Source organism: Planococcus lenghuensis, from assembly GCF_001999905.1.
Taxonomy (GTDB): domain Bacteria; phylum Bacillota; class Bacilli; order Bacillales_A; family Planococcaceae; genus Indiicoccus; species Indiicoccus lenghuensis.
Genome location: NZ_CP019640.1, coordinates 3,300,606 through 3,319,872 on the forward strand (window position 1 = coordinate 3,300,606; position 19,267 = coordinate 3,319,872).

Below are 19,267 nucleotides of genomic sequence, written 5' to 3' on the forward strand. Positions count from 1 at the left end.
GGTTCACTCCAGAAATGACAGAAAGGAATGATTTTATAATGACACAGCTTTTATATATCACCGCGCATCCTCATGACGATACGCAATCGTACAGCATGGCGGTGGGAAACGCATTTATCGAGACATACAAAAAAGAAAACCCCGACCATGAGGTTGTGAATGTCGATCTTTATACGGAGCACATCCCGCAGCTGGATATTGATATCTTCAGCGGCTGGGGTAAGCTTCAGTCGGGCACAGGATTCGAAGAGCTGTCGGCGGAAGAAAAAGGCAAAGTCGGCCGACTCTCGGAACTCAGCGAACAATTTATCGCCGCTGATAAATATGTGTTCGTCACGCCAATGTGGAATTTTTCATTTCCACCGGTCATGAAAGCGTATATCGACTCAATTGCCGTCGCCGGTAAAGCTTTCAAGTACACCGCGGAAGGGCCGATTGGGCTGTTGACCGATAAAAAAGCGTTGCACATCCAATCCCGTGGAGGCATTTACTCGGAAGGACCCGCTGCTGAAATGGAAATGGGACATCGCTATCTGGATATCCTGATGCAATTCTTCGGCGTTCCGTCATTTGACGGGCTGTTCGTCGAAGGACATGCGGCCATGCCGGAGAAAGCGGATGAAATTAAAGAAGATGCAATTGCCCGCGCCAAGAAAGCCGCACAGAACTTCTGATTTACGCCAATTCGCTGAATGATTAGAGGACCGCTGCAGAAGCGGTCCTCTTCTCTTTTTGGTATTGTTTTCTGAATATTGTTGATAATAACGGACAAGAATGATAAACTGGTCTTACAGTACCGAATTTGCAGGCTGGAGGTGACCACCATGAACGGCAAACCACTTCATTTTGACGGCAGCAGCCATCCTGTCAGCACAAACAGCAGCAAAGAGCCACGGCAACCTTTCAAACTGACACTTGAGATGAGAAAATATCTTAGCGGAAATCCCTATCAGATCCCAAGCAGCAAATAATTGCATATCCGCACATCGAAGCCATCCCTGGAACCAGTCCTCTTATCAGTTAAGAGAACCGGTTCGAGGGATGGCTTATTTCATTGTCTTTCACAGACTGACACATCCATCCATTTCTATGGCGCTGCCGTTCCACAGACCTCCTGAACCTTTCAACCCGCTTAAGCCACTCATTTTTTCTTCCGCTCTCGGTTCATCAGGTCTTTCAGAATAACCTGCCCCCTCCTTTCATCACAGGGATTTTACCGCTTCCCATTGCTAATTAACTGAATTTTATTAATACATTTACTGTTATAGAATTTATTGCTACGATTTTGCTGACAGCCTTTCCGGCTGTGAAAATCCGAACTGGACAAAGAGGAGTGGGAGCAATATGATCAGGAAAAAATTGTTTACAACAATGGGGATTCTGGGACTGTGTACGGCACTTGCCATGCCGGCTTATGCGGCAGAAACCGCAAGCCAGGCAGAGACGCATCATCATGACCAGGCCATTTCAGGATTCATTGATTACGAGGAAATGCAGAAGACGCTGCTGCAGATCGAAAAAACAAGCAAAGGCCTTGTTGAAGTCGATGTTGCCGGGCAGTCGTTTGAAGGCCGTGACATTTTCACAGCGCGCGTCGGCACAGGCGATAAAGTCATCCTTATCCAGAGTGAAATCCATGGCAATGAAAAAACCGGTACAGTTGCTCTCCTCAATCTGCTGAAAGAACTGTCCAATAACTCGAAGCAGTCGCAGGCCATCCGTGAAGAAGTGACGCTTGTGGTCATGCCGCAGATGAACCCGGACGCGTCCGTCGCCGACAAACGCGCCAACAGCATGACATGGGCGGATGTGGTTGCCGACTTCCCGCAACTGGCGGGGGCGGAGCCAGCATGGAATTATTACGATGACCGGGTGATTCAATCCTATGATTACGCGGCGAATCCCGGCTTCGATGTGAACCGCGACTTTAATCCGGACTTTGACTATGTGCCGGAGGCGGACGACTTCCCGGGCAGCTCGAATGATCCGGGCTGGTTCATCACACCGGAAGCGCAGACATCCCGCGATGTTTATACAGCCCTTCAGGAAGAGTTCGGAAATGTGGACGTCTTCATCGATCTCCACCACCAGGGCAAGTACTATGTTGCCGGCACTGATAATCCCGTGACGCTTTCGCTGTCCGCCCAATTCGTTCCGGATCCAAGCACACCGGAAGGCGCAGAGTACGCGGAATACGCGGATACGTATAATTACGATTTCTCACGCCAGCTGAATGTTGCTGCTTATGAGTCACTGCAGTCACACGGCAATTCGGTTTTCTCAAATATCTCACTTTATTCGCAAGGCCTTGATTTGCCAGGTACTGCGCTTGCCTCCTATGCGCTGAACGGCAGCGGAACGGTACTGTTCGAAGTCCGCGGCCAGACGCAGATGATGGGCCATAAAGAAAAAGGCAAACTCGTCAAAGCAGTCGAACGCGGACTGACCGGCATCATTGAAGCGGTCGCGGACGGCTCGGTTGAAACGCTTGATCCGGAAGTATATGAAACCATTCCGACAACGGCATACCGTCCCGCAGATTTATAAGCAATTGGAAAAAACCCCGTATCGGCATGAACTGGGCCCCATTTAATGGACAATTTAATAAAAGTACCCTGCAGCTAGGCTGCGATGAGATGACTCCGGTATTGGGCCGGCGTCATCTTTTTTAAATTCCATTGTTTTCGTGTTCCATTGTAATGCTCCATGTACTCATCAACCAGCGTTTTCAATTCGGCTAGACTGGTCGCCTGTTTAAAATCAACGTCATCCTTAAAGTGACCAAAAACGATTCCATGGGGGCGTTGTCGATACAGTTGCCCCTACGGGACATTGACTGAGTCAATCCCAGTTCCTTTACGCGCTGTTGATATTCCGGATGAGTATAGTGGAAACCCTGATCGGAATGAATCATTGCTTCCGGGTGGATGTTTCCATCCAACGCTTCCTTCAATTTCTTTAATGTACGATAAACAATTTCCATCGTGAGAGTGGTCGTAACTTCATAGGCGACGATTTCACGGCTGGCGACATCTTTCACGGCGGACAGATACGTCATTTGCCCTGAACGGTTGGGCAAGTAAGTGATATCGGTGACGAATACCTTGCCAGGTTCATCTTGATCGAATTCCCGGTTTAACAGGTTGGGGCAAACGGCGTGTTCCTGTGTGGCTTTGGCGATTTTCTTATAGGGATTCGCTTTCCGGATGTTGGCGAAGAGGTTGAACTTGCGCATGAGGCGCAGAATCTTTTTGTGGTTCATCGGCGTTTCCAGCAGTTCGGCCAGCGCCATATAAAAGCCGCGGTACCCGATTTTCCCACGATACGCATCGTAGATGCTTTTGAGCAACAGGTAATCTTGGTAGTCCTGCTCTTCGCGAATTGCGTGTTGTTCCATCTTTTCCAGCCAAGCATAATAGCCACTGCGGCTGACATTGGCTGTGTGACAAAGGATTTTCACCAAGTGTTTCAATTGAAATTTGCGGATCACTGCGTTGATCGCTTCATACTTTTCCGCTGGGGTCAGCTGCGTCTCTTCGCCTGCCTCTCGAGCTCCTCGAGCTTTTTTAGTAATTCATTTTCCGCTTCCAGGTATTTGATGCGCGCTTCCGCTTTCTCCAGCTTTTTCTCAGCGGAGAGATCGTTCGTAGAAGGGTGGCCTGTACTGCCTTTTCCGCGGCGCTCTTCGAAGAAGCCCTGTTCGCCGTAGAGTTGATACGACTTCCGCCAGCGTTTAAGCGCACTTTTTGGCTTATCTGTCCCAATCACCATCAGGTCAAATCCGTGTTCAACAAAGATTTGAGAAGGTCCTTTCCCTTGCAGGTTTTCTTTAACCGCCTTCACCTTGAACTCAGGTGTATATTGGATAGCACGCTCCGATACAGCCGCGACATTGGGATTCGCTTCCAACTGCCGACACTGATGTTCGTTGAAAATAATCTTACTCATGTCAATCGCTCCCGTTCCAGTAGTTATGTTCAGTATACTGGGGTCTGAAAACAGAAAGAACCCCAAATGGGGTCACTTTTATAAAGTGTCTACCATTTGGGGTTCAGTTCAGCAATGCCGATACGGGGTTTTTCTCCATAGAGAATTTAGTAGTACATCCAGAGTCCTGCAATGGATAATGCGAATGATACAATCGAGCAGGCAACGACTGTATGAAACAGCCAATCTCCCATTGACCGTTTAAATTCCTGCAGGGAGGCATCCTGCTTGAGCTGCTCGTCTGCCCGTTCCATCGCATTTGAGCGCCCTGTGACTGCTTGTCCGAGACGCTGAAACCCATCCAGGAACAGCTCAAGAAAGCCCGACTGCATGATTTTAATGGAAGCAGCGATTATGGCTGTGATGAGACCGACCATGAATGCGCCATTTATTACTTCTAGCGCCGACCATTGCAATCTGATTACGATGCCTGCCCATACCAGAACAAAAAACAAATACAGGAAGCTTACTTTTTTCATACAACGCTCTCCTCATTGCGAAAATAATGACAGACAGAAGCTGAACGGCTTCTGTCTGCCCTTTTTCTCTTATTCAGGTACTACTTGAGCCCATTTGAAGCTTGGGTAGCTATTGACATAATAAGCAACGTCTTCAATATCGCTGTCTGTCATGTACGTGTTTGTATAGAAATAAACAGGCATGAATGGCAGGTCAGTCATCAGGATTTCTTCAGCTTGATGAAGTAGTTCAAAGCGTTTTGCTTCATCTTGCTCCACTTTCGCTTCTGCAATCAGACGGTCATAATCTTCATTCACCCAGTTCGTACGGTTGTTCGGGCTGTCACCGAGGTAATAGTCGAGGTTTGCAACCGGATCAATGAATGAACCGATCCACCCCATACGCGCCATCTGGAAGTTACCCTGTTCAGTTGTTTCCAAATACGTTTTCCATTCCTGGTTCGCCAGCTGCACTTCAACGCCGAGGTTCTGTTTCAGCATTTCCTGTACGGCTTCAGCAAACTTCTTGTGGTTTTCAGATGTATTATACATCAGTGTTACTTCCGGAAGTGTATCCCAGCCTTCTTCAGCCATACCTTCTTCCAAAAGACGTTTCGCTTCTTCATAGTCCTCTTCGAAATAGGCGCCGCCTTCTTCACGGAAATCTCCTTCAGGAGTTGTAACGCCTGTTGGGACCATTGCATATGCCGGAGACTCGCCAGCTCTTGATACGTTTTCAGTCAATGATTCACGGTCAATCGCCATGGCGAACGCTTTACGGACCTTTTGGTTTGTAAACGGTTCTTGCTCTACATTAAACATGTACATATACGTACCATAGTAAGGGATCGACTGGAATTCCGGATTGTCTTTTTCAGCATCCAGTGCATCCGGCGGCAGTGTCATGATAAAGTCGAGCTCATCTGTTTTGAACATCTGATAGTACGTTGTTGCGTCATTTACCATTTCAAAAGTGATTTGTTGCAGATCAATTTGATCGGCATTGAAGTACTCTTCATTTTTTTCGATGACGACTTGCTCGTTATGTGACCATTCCGTCAGTTCGAATGGACCGTTGCTGATATACGTCTCCGGTCCGGCTGCCCAATTCGGATCTGCTTCCACGACTTCCTGCTTCAATGGGAGGAAAGTACGTTGGGTGAGAAGTTTATCAAAGTACCCAAGCGGTGAATTCAGCGTTACTTCTAATGTTCGCTCATCAACTGCATTGATCGCGACATCTTCCACTGAACCTTCACCTTTATTGTATGCTTCAGCACCTTCAATATAGTAAAGATAGAAAGCGAACGCACTGGCTGTTGCCGGATCGAGCACTCGTTTCCATGCATATTCAAAGTTTTCGGCGGTTACCGGCGTCCCATCTGACCATACTGCGTCTTCCCGGATAGTAAAGGTATAAACAGTACCGTCTTCTGAAATATTAACGTCTTCTGCTACACCAAGAACAGCTTCTCCTTCTTTATCCTGTGTATACAGACCCTCGAACATATGGTCCAGAATCCAGAAAGATGTCGTATCTGTCGATAAAGCCGGATCAAGTGTCGGCGGCTCTGTCATCGCATTTACCGTAATCTCCTGTTCAACTTCCTCCTGGCTTACCGCTGCGCCTTCTTGTCCTTCTTCTGCGCCACCACTACAACCGGCAAGTACAGAAGACAACGCCAATGTTGCAGTCATGCCTACTAGCATTTTCTTCATTCTCTTTTCCTCCCTTTACTTTCTTCTATTAATTATTGTACAAATGGCAAGCAGTCCAGTGATCTTCTCTGACTTCTCTCCATTCAGGTACCTTCTCTGCGCAAATATCCATTGCAAATGGACATCTTGTTCGGAATCTGCATCCGCTCGGCGGATTCACCGGGCTTGGCGGGTCTCCCGCAAGGACAATTCGCTCTCTTTTGACTACTGTCGGATCAGCGACCGGGATCGCCGAAAGAAGTGCTTGGGTATAGGGATGCAGCGGCTCTTCAAACAAATCGTGGCTGTTTGACAGTTCCATCATCATTCCCAGATACATAACGCCAATCCGGTCACTGATGTGTTTCACCATTCCAAGGTCATGGGCAATGAATAAATAAGTCAGATCCTCCTGCTCTTTTAAGTCCTCCATCAGATTAATAACTTGTGCTTGAATGGAGACATCCAGAGCAGATATTGGTTCATCTGCGACGATAAACTTAGGTTCCACAGCGAGTGCACGGGCAATCCCGATCCGTTGCCGCTGCCCGCCGCTGAACTCATGCGGAAATCGCTTTGCATGTTCCGCGCGAAGTCCGACTTTCTCCAGAAGTTCATAAATCCGGTCTTTTCTTGCCTGGCCTTTTAATAGTTTATGCGCATCAATCCCTTCAGCGATAATGTCTCCTACCCGCATTCGCGGATTCAGTGAGGCTTGCGGGTCCTGGAAGATAATTTGCATTTCACGGTTGACCCGTTTTTTGTCTTTGCCGCTTAGCTTCTCGACGTTTTGATCGTTGTAGAGGATTTCTCCTGCTGTCGAATGCTGGAGACCGACAATTGTCTTGCCGAGCGTCGATTTGCCGCTGCCACTCTCACCGACCAAGCCGAACGTTTCGCCTCTTCTAATTTCAAAACTGATATCATCCACCGATTTAACTGATACGTTTTTTGCGATTTGAAAATGTTTTTTCAGGTTTTTTACTTCTAGCAGCCGTTCACTCATTTAGCTCCACTCCCTACCACAATGGGTTCGTGTGCCACTTTCGGAGCCCGTTCATCATTCAGCCAGCATTTTGCTGTGTGGCCTTTGTGTCCTTCGATTACTTCGAATGAAGGCGGCATATGATCGATACACACATCCATCGCATACCTGCATCTTGGTGCAAACGGACAGCCTTTAGGGGGCGCGAACAGATCAGGCGGCGCCCCTTCGATCGGTACGAGCCGTTTCTTATCGGCAGTCGTGACATCCGGTGTCGATTCAAGCAATCCCCACGTATAAGGATGTCCGGGTTTTGCAAAGATCTCTTCCACCGTTCCTTCTTCGATCATCATACCTGCATACATGACGATGACCCGTTCGGCTGTTTCTGCTACGACCCCTAAATCATGGGTGATCAATATAATAGAGGTGTTCGTCTTTTCTTGCAGGCTTTTCATCAACTCCAGCACTTGCGCCTGAATGGTTACATCGAGTGCTGTTGTCGGTTCATCGGCAATCAGCAGCTCCGGGCTGCAGGCAAGCGCAATGGCAATCATTGCCCGCTGACGCATCCCTCCACTGAATTCGTGCGGATATTGGTTGTACCGAGATTCAGGATTGGGAATACCGACAAGCCGGATCATTTCGATGGCCTGTTTTTTCGCTTCCGCTTTTGAGGCCCGGCCATGCACAATGAGGCTTTCTTCAATTTGCTTGCCGACTCTCATCGTTGGATTCAGCGATGTCATAGGGTCTTGGAAGACCATACTGATTTTGGACCCCTTAATTTTCTGCATTTGGCGCTTCGACATCTTCAGAAGCTCTTGTCCTTGAAACTCAATACTGCTGTTTTTCCCAATGATGCCTGGTGGCGTAGGAATAAGCCCCATGATCGATTGGACGGTTACGCTTTTGCCGCTGCCGCTTTCGCCGACAATGGCGACAATCTCTCCTTTATCCACATGGAAAGAGACATCGCGGACCGCTTTGACTTCGCCTCCGTAAGTCTTGAAGTTGACCTCCAAGTTCTTTACCTGTAACAAGTGATCCATTCTTTCCACCTCTTTTAATCGCGAATTTTCGGGTCAAGTGCATCTTGAAGTCCGTCACCGAACGCATTAAACGCCAACATGGTCAGTGAAATCATTAGACCCGGGAAGAATAGCCGCCACCATTGCCCGCTTAGAATTACACCGAGTGCATCGTTCGCCATGGTCCCCCAGCTGGCATGCGGTGCTTGTACGCCAAGCCCGATGAAGCTCAGGAACGCTTCAGCGAAAATAGCGGTTGGAATGGTGAATGTCAGGTTCACGATAATAATGCCGAGCGTGTTCGGTATTAAATGCCGGCTGATGATCTTGCCATGAGAAGTTCCGAGCTTTTCTGCTGCCAGCACATATTCCTGTGACTTCAACTGGAGAATCTGTCCCCGTACGATCCGGGCCATCCCAACCCATCCAGTCACAGATAATGCGATGATAATTGTAACAATTCCAGGTTCCATCATTACCATAAGCAGAATAACAACGAGCAGGTAAGGAATCCCGTAAAGGATTTCAACGAAACGCATAAGTACATTATCCACCCGGTCGCCTTTTTTCCCCCTGCCGGCCATATAACCAGAGATGCCACCGACAATGGTTCCAAGCAACAGGTCAATGAACGCTGCAGCAAATCCGATTGTCAATGAAACCCGCGCACCGTACCATGTTCTTGCCCACATATCCCGTCCAAGATCGTCCGTTCCAAACCAATGTTCACTGGATGGCGCAAGATTCGATTGGGTCAGACTTTGATCGGATGGACTGTATGGCACCATGAGCGGGCCAAAGATCGCAAAGAAGATCAGAAGGAAAAGCAGGATCAAGCCAAGTACAGCCATTTTGTTCTTCAGTATACTGACAGAAGTTTCCCGCCACACACTTAAGCTGGGCCGTACAATTTCAGGCGGTTTTACCCTGTCCGGGTCTGCTGGCCGGAATAATGCATCATCTATCGGTTTTCCGGTCATGTTAATCCCCCTTGCTTGTAAGTTTAATTCTCGGATCAATCAATCGATATGAGATATCGATCAGGAACAGCGTGATTACCAGAACGGCACTGAAGAAAATCGTTGTTCCCATGATAACCGGATAATCCCGGTTGAAGATGCTGTCAACGAAGTAACGGCCAATTCCTGGTATTGCAAAGATTTTCTCGATAACGAATGTACCGGTGATGACTGCCACAAACAGTGGTCCAATGAACGATACAACTGGCAGAATGGCGTTTCTGACACCGTGTTTGATGACCAATCCTGTAGAGGACAGCCCTTTAGCATCAGCTGTTTTAATGTAATTCTGATTTAGTACTTCCAGCATACTTGCACGCATAAACCGGGCAATAATTGCGAGCGGTGTCACTGCCAACGCAATCGTCGGCAATACCGTGTGCTGCCAGGTGCCCCACGTGGCAACCGGCAAGAGCCCGTAATCCACAGCAAATACTTTGATCAGCAATGGGGCGAGGATAAAGCTGGGAATTGAAATTCCGATAATTGCAAGAATCATCGCGGTGTAATCCAACAGCCGGTTATGGTTCAATGCGGCGACGATTCCTAAAAATAATCCGAAGACGAGTGCCACTACAATGGACTGTATACCGAGCAGCGCGGATGCAGGTGCTCCTTCAGCGATGATGTCGTTCACTGTCCGGCTTTCCGATTGAATGGAAGGGCCAAGATCAAACGTCGCCAAGTCTCTCATATATAATGCGTATTGCACTGGAACCGGTTCATCCAAGTTGTATTTTGCCCGGATGTTCTCCAGCACTTCCGGCGGAAGCACGTCAGCATCCGATGCAAAAGGATCACCCGGGATAAATTTCATGATGACAAACGTCAGAGTCGCAATGACCCAGATCGTCAGTATCATGATCAAAAAACGTTTTACTATATACATGTTTCGCACCTCCATTTGCTGTCTGCTGAAAACGATTCGGCAGCTCTATGCGTTGACGCTTCCAAGAACGCCATTTGTCGCTGTCATCGCGATAATGACGCAGCCCCACATATGCTTATACGCTGTTATGATATCGTCACATGTAAAGCGAATCCGTTTTGGGGAAATCCGTTCCACAGTCGGCAATGTCGTTGTCATATGAGCCTGCTGCGGTCCTTTGAATTCAATCTCGAATGTGAAAGGCCCTTCCATTTCCAGCGGTGAGAACCGATCAATTTTACTGACTGCCGCTTCAGCGTGCTGCCGGATCAGTTCATAGGCTCTATCAGGATGCAGCAGTTGTGCCGCGAATCGGTCAACCGCCTTTTTTACGACAACCGCTTCTATATCCAGCAAAGTCTCTTTTACTTCTTCCACGTACGCATCGTCTCCACTGATGAAGATTGCCGGCACGCCGAATCCGCCTGCAACGATCGCATTCATCTCTGTTTCGCCGACGACTTTTCCGTTGATCTTCATTTCATTGACACAAATACCGGCGAGCGTGTGGCTGATGACAGCATCCGAGCCGCCTTCTCGGCCATGGTGACCCACGAACATGATGGCATCGAACGATTCATCCAGTCCTTCTAGCTGGCACATGACCCGATTATTTCCGGATACAAGTTGCGCTCTTGGGTCCAGATCTTCAATTCGGATATTCGACATATTGCCATGCCCGTCTGCTACAACGACTTCTTCCGCCCCTCCCCGGAACGCACCTTCTATCACCGCATTTACTTCACTCGTCATCAGACGCCGAAACCGTTCATATTCCCCCGGCGTTTTCAGTTGCTGATTGGTGGCGACGCCTGCAATTCCTTCAATATCCGCTGATACAAATACCTTCATCTTTTTATCCCCTTTTCATTCTGATCATTAGCTCTTCATGCAACCTGTTTAAATGTACTCGAACGTATTCTTGAAGATCTCCAATTGGACGATTGTGTTGATTCCATTGATTTCCTCGATCTGATTCAGCTGGTAAATCGTTTCGGTGATCGCTTCCTGATCCCGTACATTGACTTGGATTAACAGCGGATACTCACCTGATGTCAGCGTGATAAACCGCACTTCCCGGATTTGCTGCAGCTGTTCGACAACCAGTGCGACCGCTTGAGGCTTCACTTTAATCTGGATGATCGCCCCCGCCTTCAAACCGAGCGCAATCGGATTCACGACCCCGACCACATCGATGATTTGGTTTTCCAATAAGTTCTTAAACCGCAGTCGGATGGTCTTCTCTGTGACGTTTAACGCGGAAGCCAAATCGGTAACCGGCATCCTCCCGTCTTTGGACAGTAATTTAATGATGCCTCTATCCAGCTCATCAATTTCGTAAATCCCCAGGTTATCCAGTTCTTTTGTTGCCTTGTCGAAAACCGCCAAAGTATCAACTTCCTTTACTGTTTTAATCAATCGCTATGCGTTTTCGATACAAAATATGCTTCAAGTATCTATTTACATTATTTCAAATTTACTTTAATATCTGAAAAAGTAAGATGAGAGTTAGTATATAGAATGAATTGTCAGAATGCAATGCTTTTTCTAAAAAAGGAGGATTTTTTTATGTTTGCAATCATTAACGGTTTGATCCATATCGGAACTGGTGAAGTCATCGACAATGGAACGGTGCTCATTAAAAATGGTAAAATTGAAAAATGCGGCACCGATATCCAAATCCCTGATGTCTATGCTGTCATTGACGCAGCAGGAAAAACGGTGACGCCCGGCTTGATCGATGTACATACTCACCTTGGTGTTCATGAAGCCGGTCTTGGCCGTGAAGGGCAGGATTTCAATGAGACGAGCAGCGCCATCACCCCGCAAGTACGCGCTCTCGACGGCATTAATCCACTGGAAACGGGGTTCGAAGATGCACGGGCAGCCGGTATCACGACTGTGCAGATTATGCCCGGAAGCGCTAATGTGCTGGGCGGTGAGATGGTCACCAGAAAGACAGTCGGCCCAGCGGCAGATGACAATGTTCTAAGAAATCCTTCCGGCATGAAAGCGGCAATGGGCGAAAACCCGAAGAGATTGCACGGGGAAAAAGGCAAGATGCCAACCACCCGAATGGGGGTCGCAGCAATGCTGCGGGAAAATCTGATCAAGGCGCAAAATTACAAAAACCGTTCAGGGAAAACAGAAAACGAACGAAACCTCGGTCTGGAAAACCTTGTAAAAGTACTGGATAAAGAAATCCCCCTGCGGGTCCACGCCCACCGTGCGGATGATATTCTGACCGTATTGCGGATTCGGGAAGAGTTCGGAATCGACGTGACAATCGAGCATTGCACGGAAGGCCATAAGATTGCTGACCGGATTGCAGCGAGCGGTGTCCGCGTATCGGTCGGCCCTACGATGTCAACCCGTTCAAAAGTGGAACTCGCAGATAAAGGATGGCATACGCTGCGCAGCCTTGCGGACGCCGGCGTTCCATTTTCACTCACGACCGATCATCCGGTAATCGGAATCGAATACTTGCCGGCGAGCGCAATCCTGGCAGTGAAACACGGTCTGACAGAACAACAGGCATTACAGGCCATCACGCTGAACGCAGCCCGACATTTGGGCGTAGAAGATCGGGTCGGCTCCATCGAATCCGGGAAAGATGCAGATGTTGTCATTTGGGACGGCGATCCCTTTGATCTCCGGACAACCGTTACAGCAACATATATAAATGGAGAGCTCGTCTAAAAAAGTTATTGAATAGAGTGGTTCGAAAATCCCCGCACCGGTCAACACCGATGCGGGGATTTTTCTTCTTTCATTCTTTTGAACGGATAAATTTTCCGAAGAATGAAATACATGAATTTTGTTACCATAACCAAATCAAGCGATAGCGTTCCGTTCTGACCCTGATTTCGCCGGATTGTGAACGCTCTTGTAACAAACGGCAGTCGGATCATCAAGACTCCATGCGTCCGCAGCGTCTTTTCACTCGCTGGATTTTATAATAGAGGGAGAGCCACAAAAGGAGAGATCCGCATGGATAATCTGAAACAGCTGGCATTTGGACGAAAAAATGCGATGCGCCTGCTCATGGCCGGCGCTACGGTGAAAGGACTGGCAATGGTGGGCCAGGCATTGTTCTTTGTGCTGGTCGCCGACGCCGTTTTCCTTCAAGACCGGTCATTCACTGATATATTGCCGCTGCTCGGCGGCCTGTTCGCCGCCATCCTGCTCCGGGTGCTGAGCGGATATATTATTGCGCGCACCGGCATCAATTTAGCGGCTGCCGTCAAAACGGACCTGCGGACGAAGCTCATCCGGTCATTCGCCGACAGCCCGCTGCAGGCTTCCATTCACGGGCAGTCCGGCCGGAAAGTGAGCCTTCTGCTGGATGCAGTGGATGAGACCGATGGTTTTTTCAGCGTCTATATCCCGCAGCTCATTCAAAGTTACATCATCCCTGTCATTCTGCTGGCAGTTATCTTCTTCCTTCACTGGCCAACAGGTGTCATCATTTTGCTGACTGCCCCGTTCATTCCCGTATTTATGGCGATCGTCGGCAAACGGACGAAAGAAAAAGCCGACAGACAGATGGAGGAATTGAGTCATTTCTCTGGCAACTTCCTGGACGTGCTGCAGGGACTGACATCGCTCAGGCTCTATGGCAAGACTGCCGAGCAGAAAGACAGCATCCGGCAGAACAGCCTGAAATTCCGGGATGCGACGATGGATGTGCTGAAATCCGCTTTCCTGTCGTCACTTGCCCTTGAATACATTTCCATGCTGTCGATCGGTATCATCGCCCTTGAAATCGGCATGCGTCTTATTGCATTCGAAAGCATCACGTTCTTTACGGCGTTTTTCGTCATGGTTCTTGTGCCTGAGTTTTTCGCCTTGCTGAAAGAATTCGGCTCGGCGTTCCACACGGCCCGGGGCAGTCTCGCTGCAGCCGGTCAATTCGAAGCTGTATTCAATGAAACCGAACGGCCTGTCGCCTGGGGAACAGAATCCCTGTCCGGCACGCCGCCGCATATTTCACTGGCCGGCGCGTCATTCCAGTATGGGGAAGGTTTCACTTTACAGCCGGTCGATGCAGAGATTCCGCCGCACAGCCAAGTGGCGATTATCGGCGAGAGCGGATCAGGAAAAACAACCTTGCTCCATTTGATCGCCGGTCTCCTGCCGCCGGCTGCCGGCACTGTCATGCTGAACGGCATGCCGCGGGAACAGATCGGTGAAGATGCATGGTTTGATGAATTAAGCTATATCTCGCAGGATCCGTATCTGTTTGCCGGGACGATCGAAGAAAACATCGCTATTGGCGCAAGCCGGGAAACCAGCCGGGCGGAAGTGGCGGCCGCGGCGGAAAAAGCCGGAATCGGCGAATTGGTCCAGTCGCTCAGCCAAGGATTCGACACACCGGTCGGAGAAGGCGGACGCGGCTTGTCGGGTGGTGAAAAGCAGCGAATTGCATTGGCACGGGCATTCCTGAAGAAACCGTCCGTCATTTTATTCGATGAGCCGACGACCGGACTCGACTTGCATACCGAACGGGTGCTGCAGGCCTCGCTGGCGGAACTCGGGAAATCAGCGACCGTCATCACCGTCGCCCACCGGCTGCATACCATCCGGCAGGCGGATGTCATCCTGTATCTCTCCGGCGGCGAATTGCTGGCCGCCGGCAGTCACGAGGAATTGATGGGCCATTTCATTCCGTACAGTGAAATGGCTGCTGTTCAGCAAGGAGGCGGAGTACGATGAGTGAATTGACGAATATAATAAGCGTGACATTGCGGGAGAAGCGGGATGTGGCATTGGCAGTTACCTGCGGCTTTTCAGCTGGCCTTGCCGGCGTTGCCCTTCTCGCTTCAAGCGGCTACCTCATCTCACAAGCGGCACTGTCCGCACAAATGGTCACACTTGTAGTGCTCGGCGCCTGCCTGAAATTGTTCGGACTTGCCGCCGCCATCAGCCGCTACGGAGAACGGCTGTTTTCCCACCGGGCGACGTTTACCATGCTCAGTCATTTGCGGAGCTCGTTTTTTGATAAACTGGCACCGCTCGCCCCCCGGGTCTTCCAGCAGTACCGGAGCGGCGACCTGCTGTCACGGATTGTCGGAGATGTCGAGAGCCTGCAGAACTTCCTGCTGCGCGTCCTTTATCCGCCCGTGGTACTGCTGCTTGTGTTCACAAGCACGATTTTCTTTACGTCATTCTTCTCCCTTTCCATTGCGCTTGTCTTGCTGGCGGGCATGCTGCTGACCGTCTTTATCATTCCCGGTTTTGCTGCATGGCGAAAAAAGAAAAGCGGATCCGCCGTCCGGGAAAGTCGGGCGATGCTTTCATCGGAAGCGGCTGAGTTTCTGTATGGATTCCGGGATCTGAAGATTTACCGGCAGGCGGAAGCAAAAGAGCGCCGGCTTGGCCGTTTCGCCGAGGCTTATGAAGAAGAGAACCGGAAAGAAGCGCTGCGGAACACGCGGAATCAGTCGGTCAATTCACTTGCTGCCATGCTGACGGTACTGGCTGTACTTGCACTCGGTGCGTACTTTGTCACGACCGGCGAATTGGAAGGACTGTACTTGGCAATGCTCGTCATGATTTCCCTTGCTTTGTTTGAGAATATTGCACCGATGGCCGTATTCCCTTCCCATTCCGAGGAAAGCCGGAAAGCCGCCGTCCGGCTGGAGAGCATCACATCGGCACCGGTACCGGATACCGGTACCGGAACCCTGCAGCCCGGCCAGCATGAATTAGCGGCTGATCACTTATCCTATACGTATCCGGAAGAAGAACGGCCGGCATTGAAAGAAGTGTCTTTGCGCATTGCCCCGGGTACGAAGACAGCCATTGTCGGACCGAGCGGCTCAGGTAAATCCACATTGCTTTACGCCTTGCTCGGCATCCTGCCTCCGGACAGCGGCGCCGTCACAATCGATGGCCGGCCGCTCGGTTCTATCGATTCCGAATCGCTGTGGCGCCGGATGAATGTAGTATTACAGGACAATCATTTCTTTTACGGTACGATCCGCAGCAACCTGCTTATCGCTGACGGAGAAGCGACGGATGCGGAACTGGAAGAAGCGCTCGGACGTGTCCGGCTCGGTGCCTTCCCTCTCTCCCATTCAGTGGAGGAAAAAGGCGGGAATTTATCCGGCGGCGAAAAACAGCGGCTTGCCATCGCCCGGGCCTGGCTGCGGGGTGGCAGTCTTTGGCTGCTCGATGAACCGGTGTCGTCCGTCGATGCTGCCACAGCGCGCGCCATCTACGCTGAACTGTTCCAGAAATGGACAGATGATACGTTCGTGATCATCAGTCATGACCTGTCAGGACTCGAAGGGATGGATCAGATCATTGTCATGGACGGAGGACGGGTTGTGGAAACCGGTTCATACGCGGAACTTATGCATGCCAAGGGGTATTTTTACGGGCTGAAGGAAATTGAAAAGAGTGTATTCGCTTAAAGAAACGAAGCCATCTGCCGCGCGCGGGTGGCTTTATTGCGTTTCAGAGCTTTTCTGAAGTATGCAGTGACAAACGACAGTCAGCACTATAATTGAATGACATTTTCTCCGTTCAGAAGTTGGTTAACCCTAACCCGCTCCTAACTATGAAACCGCAAACCCTTGACTGCGGATTGCTTGTTAACATGGTTACTTTTGCTGACTAAGTGGGTATATAGCAACTAGTACTCTTTTTAGTCCTTCGTGCTGACGCCTCTCCCTTTGTGAGAAGCGTCTGCGGGAGGTGACCAAATTGAGAAAAGTGCATGGTGTTAAACCGTTGATCTCATATCTCGCTTCACAGAATCGTTCATACAGTGAAGCGGAGATTCATGAGCTGATAGCAAAGAAAGTGCTGCCTCACAGCAACCCGATGAGCAATGTGCTTGTCTTCGATCTTGACCATATTGATTGGTGGATCGATCAAATGCAGCCTGAAAAGTAAGATTGGAGCCCCGCTTGTGAGCGGGGCTTCAATTTCGATGCAAACCGCTAATGGTCAATGATCTGCCCGCAAGTTCCAGCCGGCCTTTTCCTCGATAACCACCAGGAGAACGTTGGGTTTCTATACGCAGCCAGACATGTTATGATGGCATTGCAAGCATATGTTTGCCTCTTCTCGCTGATTGCCGCTTGAAGTCTTTGCAACGTCATGTGCAAAAGATCCAAGCGGAAAATGCGCTTGAAGGATGCCTTTTGAGGGTGCACCCTCGATTGGCTTTTTTTGTTTTCTTTTCTATCCCCGCGAGTGATCCCGCCCCCTTTTTCTCTCTTATCTTTACCCTGCATCGCTCTCTTAAAATAAGCCTCTTCAGCTTGCCCAATTCTTCTTTGCCCGTTTTTCCCTTTTCACCCTTGAATCAATGAAATATTATGCTATCATTGATAGCGAAATTCGATATTGGAAGTCGATACTTATAAAAGGAGGCGAAGCGCTTGGAAGAGAAAGTGCTCCGTAAACTCTTTCTCGGATTCATTCATATCCATATTCTTCATCATGCAAAAGAAGAACCGATCTACGGATCTTGGATGCTCGATGAATTACGGCAGCATGGGTATGAAATGAGCGCAGGAACCCTATATCCCATCCTTCATGGAATGGAAGCGGATGGCTTGCTGACAAAAGAAGAAAAGAACATCAGCGGAAAGATCAGGAAGTACTACACGATCACCGAAAAAGGTGACATGATCCTGATGGAAGCACGAAAAAAAGCGTACGAACTTTTCAAGGAAATCAAAGATGAATAATAAGGAGAATGACATGGCACCACACGAACCGAAAAGCGCTCTTAAAGCCTTGCTGGAGATTCTAATGGTTTCCACCCGGCTCGGGTTCACTTCGTTTGGCGGACCGATCGCTCACCTGGGTTACTTCCATGATGAGTATATCCGAAAAAGAAAATGGCTGGATGAAAAGAGTTACGCAGATCTGATAGCGCTCTGTCAATTCCTGCCGGGGCCCGCTAGCAGTCAAGTCGGAATCGGCATCGGCGTGATGAGGGCCGGGGTGCTGGGCGGGATTGTTTCCTTCATCGGCTTCACCCTCCCTTCTGTTATCGCCCTTATTTTGTTTGCTGTTCTCTTACGGGAGTTCGACGTGGGGGAGTCCGGGTGGATCCATGGATTGAAGATTGTGGCTGTGGTGGTTGTGGCCCATGCAATTTTAGGCATGGCGCCAAAATTGGCACCCGATTTGAAACGGAAAATGCTGGCGCTGTTTGCGGTGGTCATCACGTTGCTGTGGCAAACGACATTTTCACAAGTCAGTGTCATCCTGTTTGCAGCGCTTGTGGGCTTTTGGCTGTTCCGGAACCAGCCGGAACAGGAGGACTCGCATATTAAAGTGCCCATCTCGCGCCGGTTTGCAGCCGGATGCCTGGTCCTGTTCTTCGGTCTCCTCTTCCTGCTGCCGATTGCAGCGGAAGCAACGGCATGGGGCTGGCTTGCCCGGTTCGACAGCTTCTACCGCTCGGGCTCGCTCGTATTTGGTGGCGGGCATGTGGTTTTGCCGCTATTGGAACGTGAATTTGTACCGACCGGCTGGATGACGGAAGAAGCATTCCTGGCCGGATACGGAGCGGCGCAGGCGGTGCCGGGGCCTTTGTTTACATTTGCAGCATATTTAGGAGCTGTCATGGGCGGCTGGACAGGCGGCCTGCTCGGAGCCGCTGCGATCTTCCTGCCGGCATTCCTGTTGATTTTTGGGACGCTTCCATTTTGGGGTGCTCTGCGCGGCAATTCAAAAGTCAGAGGTGCCTTGCTTGGCGTGAATGCTGCAGTACTTGGCATTCTGATTGCCGCTTTTTATGACCCGATCTGGACCAGCTCGATTTTTGCGCCGCCCGATTTTGCGTTCGCTGCCATTCTGTTCAGCATGCTGGTCTACTGGAAACTGCCGCCTTGGGTTGTGGTTTTGACTGGTGCAGCAGGCGGTGCGCTTTTAGGGTTACTTTATTAAATTGATGAAAACAAAAGGCTGCCACAGACTTGGCAGCCTTTTGTCCTGGTCGTTAAATATATCGGCAAACTTATGATTCCCAGTCTTTTATTCAGTTGCCGATTACAGCACCGCGCATAACAGCGAGCAGTAAAGAGCTTCATCGGTGGACCATGATTTTCGCTTTCATATCAATCATACCGGATCGGCCGAAGACAACCCGGCAGTTTTTCTTTATGCTGAATGAGGGAATGTCAGGAGGAGAA

General features: G+C 49.6%; 17 protein-coding genes and 1 pseudogene. 9 read left to right on the forward strand and 9 right to left on the reverse strand.

The genetic code is table 11. The features are described from left to right. Positions 1-38: 38 nt before the first annotated feature. The 3 genes from B0X71_RS16690 (at position 39) to B0X71_RS16695 (ending at position 2,547) form a co-directional block, all read left to right on the forward strand. Positions 39-674, forward strand: a complete 636-nt coding sequence (locus B0X71_RS16690) for an FMN-dependent NADH-azoreductase (RefSeq protein ID WP_077590486.1) — start codon at positions 39-41, stop codon at positions 672-674. Between the two features lie 150 nt (positions 675-824). After that, positions 825-971, forward strand: coding sequence for a hypothetical protein (locus B0X71_RS21055; protein ID WP_156889903.1), 147 nt, complete (start codon positions 825-827; stop codon positions 969-971). A 373-nt stretch (positions 972-1,344) separates the two neighbouring features. After that, positions 1,345-2,547: a M14 family zinc carboxypeptidase gene (locus B0X71_RS16695; protein WP_077590487.1), complete on the forward strand. Its 1,203-nt coding sequence runs from the start codon at positions 1,345-1,347 to the stop codon at positions 2,545-2,547. A gap of 74 nt (positions 2,548-2,621) precedes the next feature. Here the strand turns inward: B0X71_RS16695 and B0X71_RS16700 are convergent. The 9 genes and pseudogenes from B0X71_RS16700 to B0X71_RS16740 all read right to left on the reverse strand — a co-directional run bounded on the left by B0X71_RS16700 (position 2,622) and on the right by B0X71_RS16740 (position 11,495). Next, positions 2,622-3,948, reverse strand: a pseudogene (locus B0X71_RS16700) (IS3 family transposase). Positions 3,949-4,094: 146 nt separating this feature from the next. Continuing rightward, on the reverse strand, positions 4,095-4,466 hold the full coding sequence (locus B0X71_RS16705) for a DUF3899 domain-containing protein (RefSeq protein WP_077590488.1): 372 nt from the start codon (positions 4,464-4,466) through the stop codon (positions 4,095-4,097). Between the two features lie 69 nt (positions 4,467-4,535). Beyond that, on the reverse strand, positions 4,536-6,164 hold the full coding sequence (locus B0X71_RS16710; RefSeq protein WP_077590489.1) for a peptide ABC transporter substrate-binding protein: 1,629 nt from the start codon (positions 6,162-6,164) through the stop codon (positions 4,536-4,538). Positions 6,165-6,192: 28 nt separating this feature from the next. Then, positions 6,193-7,149, reverse strand: a complete 957-nt coding sequence (locus B0X71_RS16715; protein ID WP_077590490.1) for an ABC transporter ATP-binding protein — start codon at positions 7,147-7,149, stop codon at positions 6,193-6,195. Further along, complete coding sequence (locus tag B0X71_RS16720; RefSeq protein WP_077590491.1) at positions 7,146-8,180, reverse strand: ABC transporter ATP-binding protein; 1,035 nt, start codon at positions 8,178-8,180, stop codon at positions 7,146-7,148. Before B0X71_RS16720 ends, B0X71_RS16715 begins: the two co-directional genes overlap by 4 nt. A gap of 14 nt (positions 8,181-8,194) precedes the next feature. Beyond that, positions 8,195-9,139 (reverse strand): ABC transporter permease, encoded by a 945-nt coding sequence (locus B0X71_RS16725; protein WP_077590492.1) that lies wholly within the window; start codon positions 9,137-9,139, stop codon positions 8,195-8,197. A gap of 1 nt (position 9,140) precedes the next feature. Next, the gene (locus tag B0X71_RS16730) at positions 9,141-10,067 is read right to left on the reverse strand and encodes an ABC transporter permease (RefSeq protein WP_077590493.1); all 927 of its coding nucleotides are present in this window, start codon (positions 10,065-10,067) and stop codon (positions 9,141-9,143) included. Positions 10,068-10,112: 45 nt separating this feature from the next. Beyond that, positions 10,113-10,958 carry a M55 family metallopeptidase gene (locus tag B0X71_RS16735; protein ID WP_077590494.1) on the reverse strand — a complete coding sequence of 282 codons (846 nt, stop codon included), beginning with the start codon at positions 10,956-10,958 and terminating at the stop codon, positions 10,113-10,115. A gap of 48 nt (positions 10,959-11,006) precedes the next feature. Further along, positions 11,007-11,495, reverse strand: a complete 489-nt coding sequence (locus tag B0X71_RS16740; RefSeq protein ID WP_232336726.1) for an Lrp/AsnC family transcriptional regulator — start codon at positions 11,493-11,495, stop codon at positions 11,007-11,009. 180 nt (positions 11,496-11,675) lie between these two features. On the opposite strand from B0X71_RS16740, the gene B0X71_RS16745 reads away from it, so the two are divergent. From B0X71_RS16745 to B0X71_RS16775, 6 genes are all read left to right on the forward strand, one after another. Next, positions 11,676-12,806, forward strand: a complete 1,131-nt coding sequence (locus tag B0X71_RS16745; protein ID WP_077590495.1) for an amidohydrolase — start codon at positions 11,676-11,678, stop codon at positions 12,804-12,806. Positions 12,807-13,097: 291 nt separating this feature from the next. After that, positions 13,098-14,822, forward strand: coding sequence for a thiol reductant ABC exporter subunit CydD (gene cydD / locus B0X71_RS16750; RefSeq protein ID WP_077590496.1), 1,725 nt, complete (start codon positions 13,098-13,100; stop codon positions 14,820-14,822). Further along, positions 14,819-16,525: a thiol reductant ABC exporter subunit CydC gene (gene cydC / locus B0X71_RS16755; protein WP_077590497.1), complete on the forward strand. Its 1,707-nt coding sequence runs from the start codon at positions 14,819-14,821 to the stop codon at positions 16,523-16,525. Before cydD ends, cydC begins: the two co-directional genes overlap by 4 nt. A gap of 301 nt (positions 16,526-16,826) precedes the next feature. Next, positions 16,827-17,009: a hypothetical protein gene (locus B0X71_RS16760; RefSeq protein WP_408634150.1), complete on the forward strand. Its 183-nt coding sequence runs from the start codon at positions 16,827-16,829 to the stop codon at positions 17,007-17,009. Between the two features lie 491 nt (positions 17,010-17,500). After that, complete coding sequence (locus B0X71_RS16770; RefSeq protein ID WP_077590500.1) at positions 17,501-17,812, forward strand: PadR family transcriptional regulator; 312 nt, start codon at positions 17,501-17,503, stop codon at positions 17,810-17,812. A 13-nt stretch (positions 17,813-17,825) separates the two neighbouring features. Further along, positions 17,826-19,022 (forward strand): chromate transporter, encoded by a 1,197-nt coding sequence (locus B0X71_RS16775; RefSeq protein WP_077591054.1) that lies wholly within the window; start codon positions 17,826-17,828, stop codon positions 19,020-19,022. The last annotated feature ends 245 nt before the right edge of the window (positions 19,023-19,267 follow it).

What these genes read in the sequence shown, in the direction of transcription:
- B0X71_RS16690 (WP_077590486.1), top strand. Translation starts at nt 39, where the DNA reads ATGACACAGCTTTTATATATCACCGCGCATCCTCATGACGATACGCAA.
- B0X71_RS21055 (WP_156889903.1), top strand. Translation starts at nt 825, where the DNA reads ATGAACGGCAAACCACTTCATTTTGACGGCAGCAGCCATCCTGTCAGC.
- B0X71_RS16695 (WP_077590487.1), top strand. Translation starts at nt 1,345, where the DNA reads ATGATCAGGAAAAAATTGTTTACAACAATGGGGATTCTGGGACTGTGT.
- B0X71_RS16705 (WP_077590488.1), bottom strand. Translation starts at nt 4,466, where the DNA reads ATGAAAAAAGTAAGCTTCCTGTATTTGTTTTTTGTTCTGGTATGGGCA.
- B0X71_RS16710 (WP_077590489.1), bottom strand. Translation starts at nt 6,164, where the DNA reads ATGAAGAAAATGCTAGTAGGCATGACTGCAACATTGGCGTTGTCTTCT.
- B0X71_RS16715 (WP_077590490.1), bottom strand. Translation starts at nt 7,149, where the DNA reads ATGAGTGAACGGCTGCTAGAAGTAAAAAACCTGAAAAAACATTTTCAA.
- B0X71_RS16720 (WP_077590491.1), bottom strand. Translation starts at nt 8,180, where the DNA reads ATGGATCACTTGTTACAGGTAAAGAACTTGGAGGTCAACTTCAAGACT.
- B0X71_RS16725 (WP_077590492.1), bottom strand. Translation starts at nt 9,139, where the DNA reads ATGACCGGAAAACCGATAGATGATGCATTATTCCGGCCAGCAGACCCG.
- B0X71_RS16730 (WP_077590493.1), bottom strand. Translation starts at nt 10,067, where the DNA reads ATGTATATAGTAAAACGTTTTTTGATCATGATACTGACGATCTGGGTC.
- B0X71_RS16735 (WP_077590494.1), bottom strand. Translation starts at nt 10,958, where the DNA reads ATGAAGGTATTTGTATCAGCGGATATTGAAGGAATTGCAGGCGTCGCC.
- B0X71_RS16745 (WP_077590495.1), top strand. Translation starts at nt 11,676, where the DNA reads ATGTTTGCAATCATTAACGGTTTGATCCATATCGGAACTGGTGAAGTC.
- cydD (WP_077590496.1), top strand. Translation starts at nt 13,098, where the DNA reads ATGGATAATCTGAAACAGCTGGCATTTGGACGAAAAAATGCGATGCGC.
- cydC (WP_077590497.1), top strand. Translation starts at nt 14,819, where the DNA reads ATGAGTGAATTGACGAATATAATAAGCGTGACATTGCGGGAGAAGCGG.
- B0X71_RS16775 (WP_077591054.1), top strand. Translation starts at nt 17,826, where the DNA reads ATGGCACCACACGAACCGAAAAGCGCTCTTAAAGCCTTGCTGGAGATT.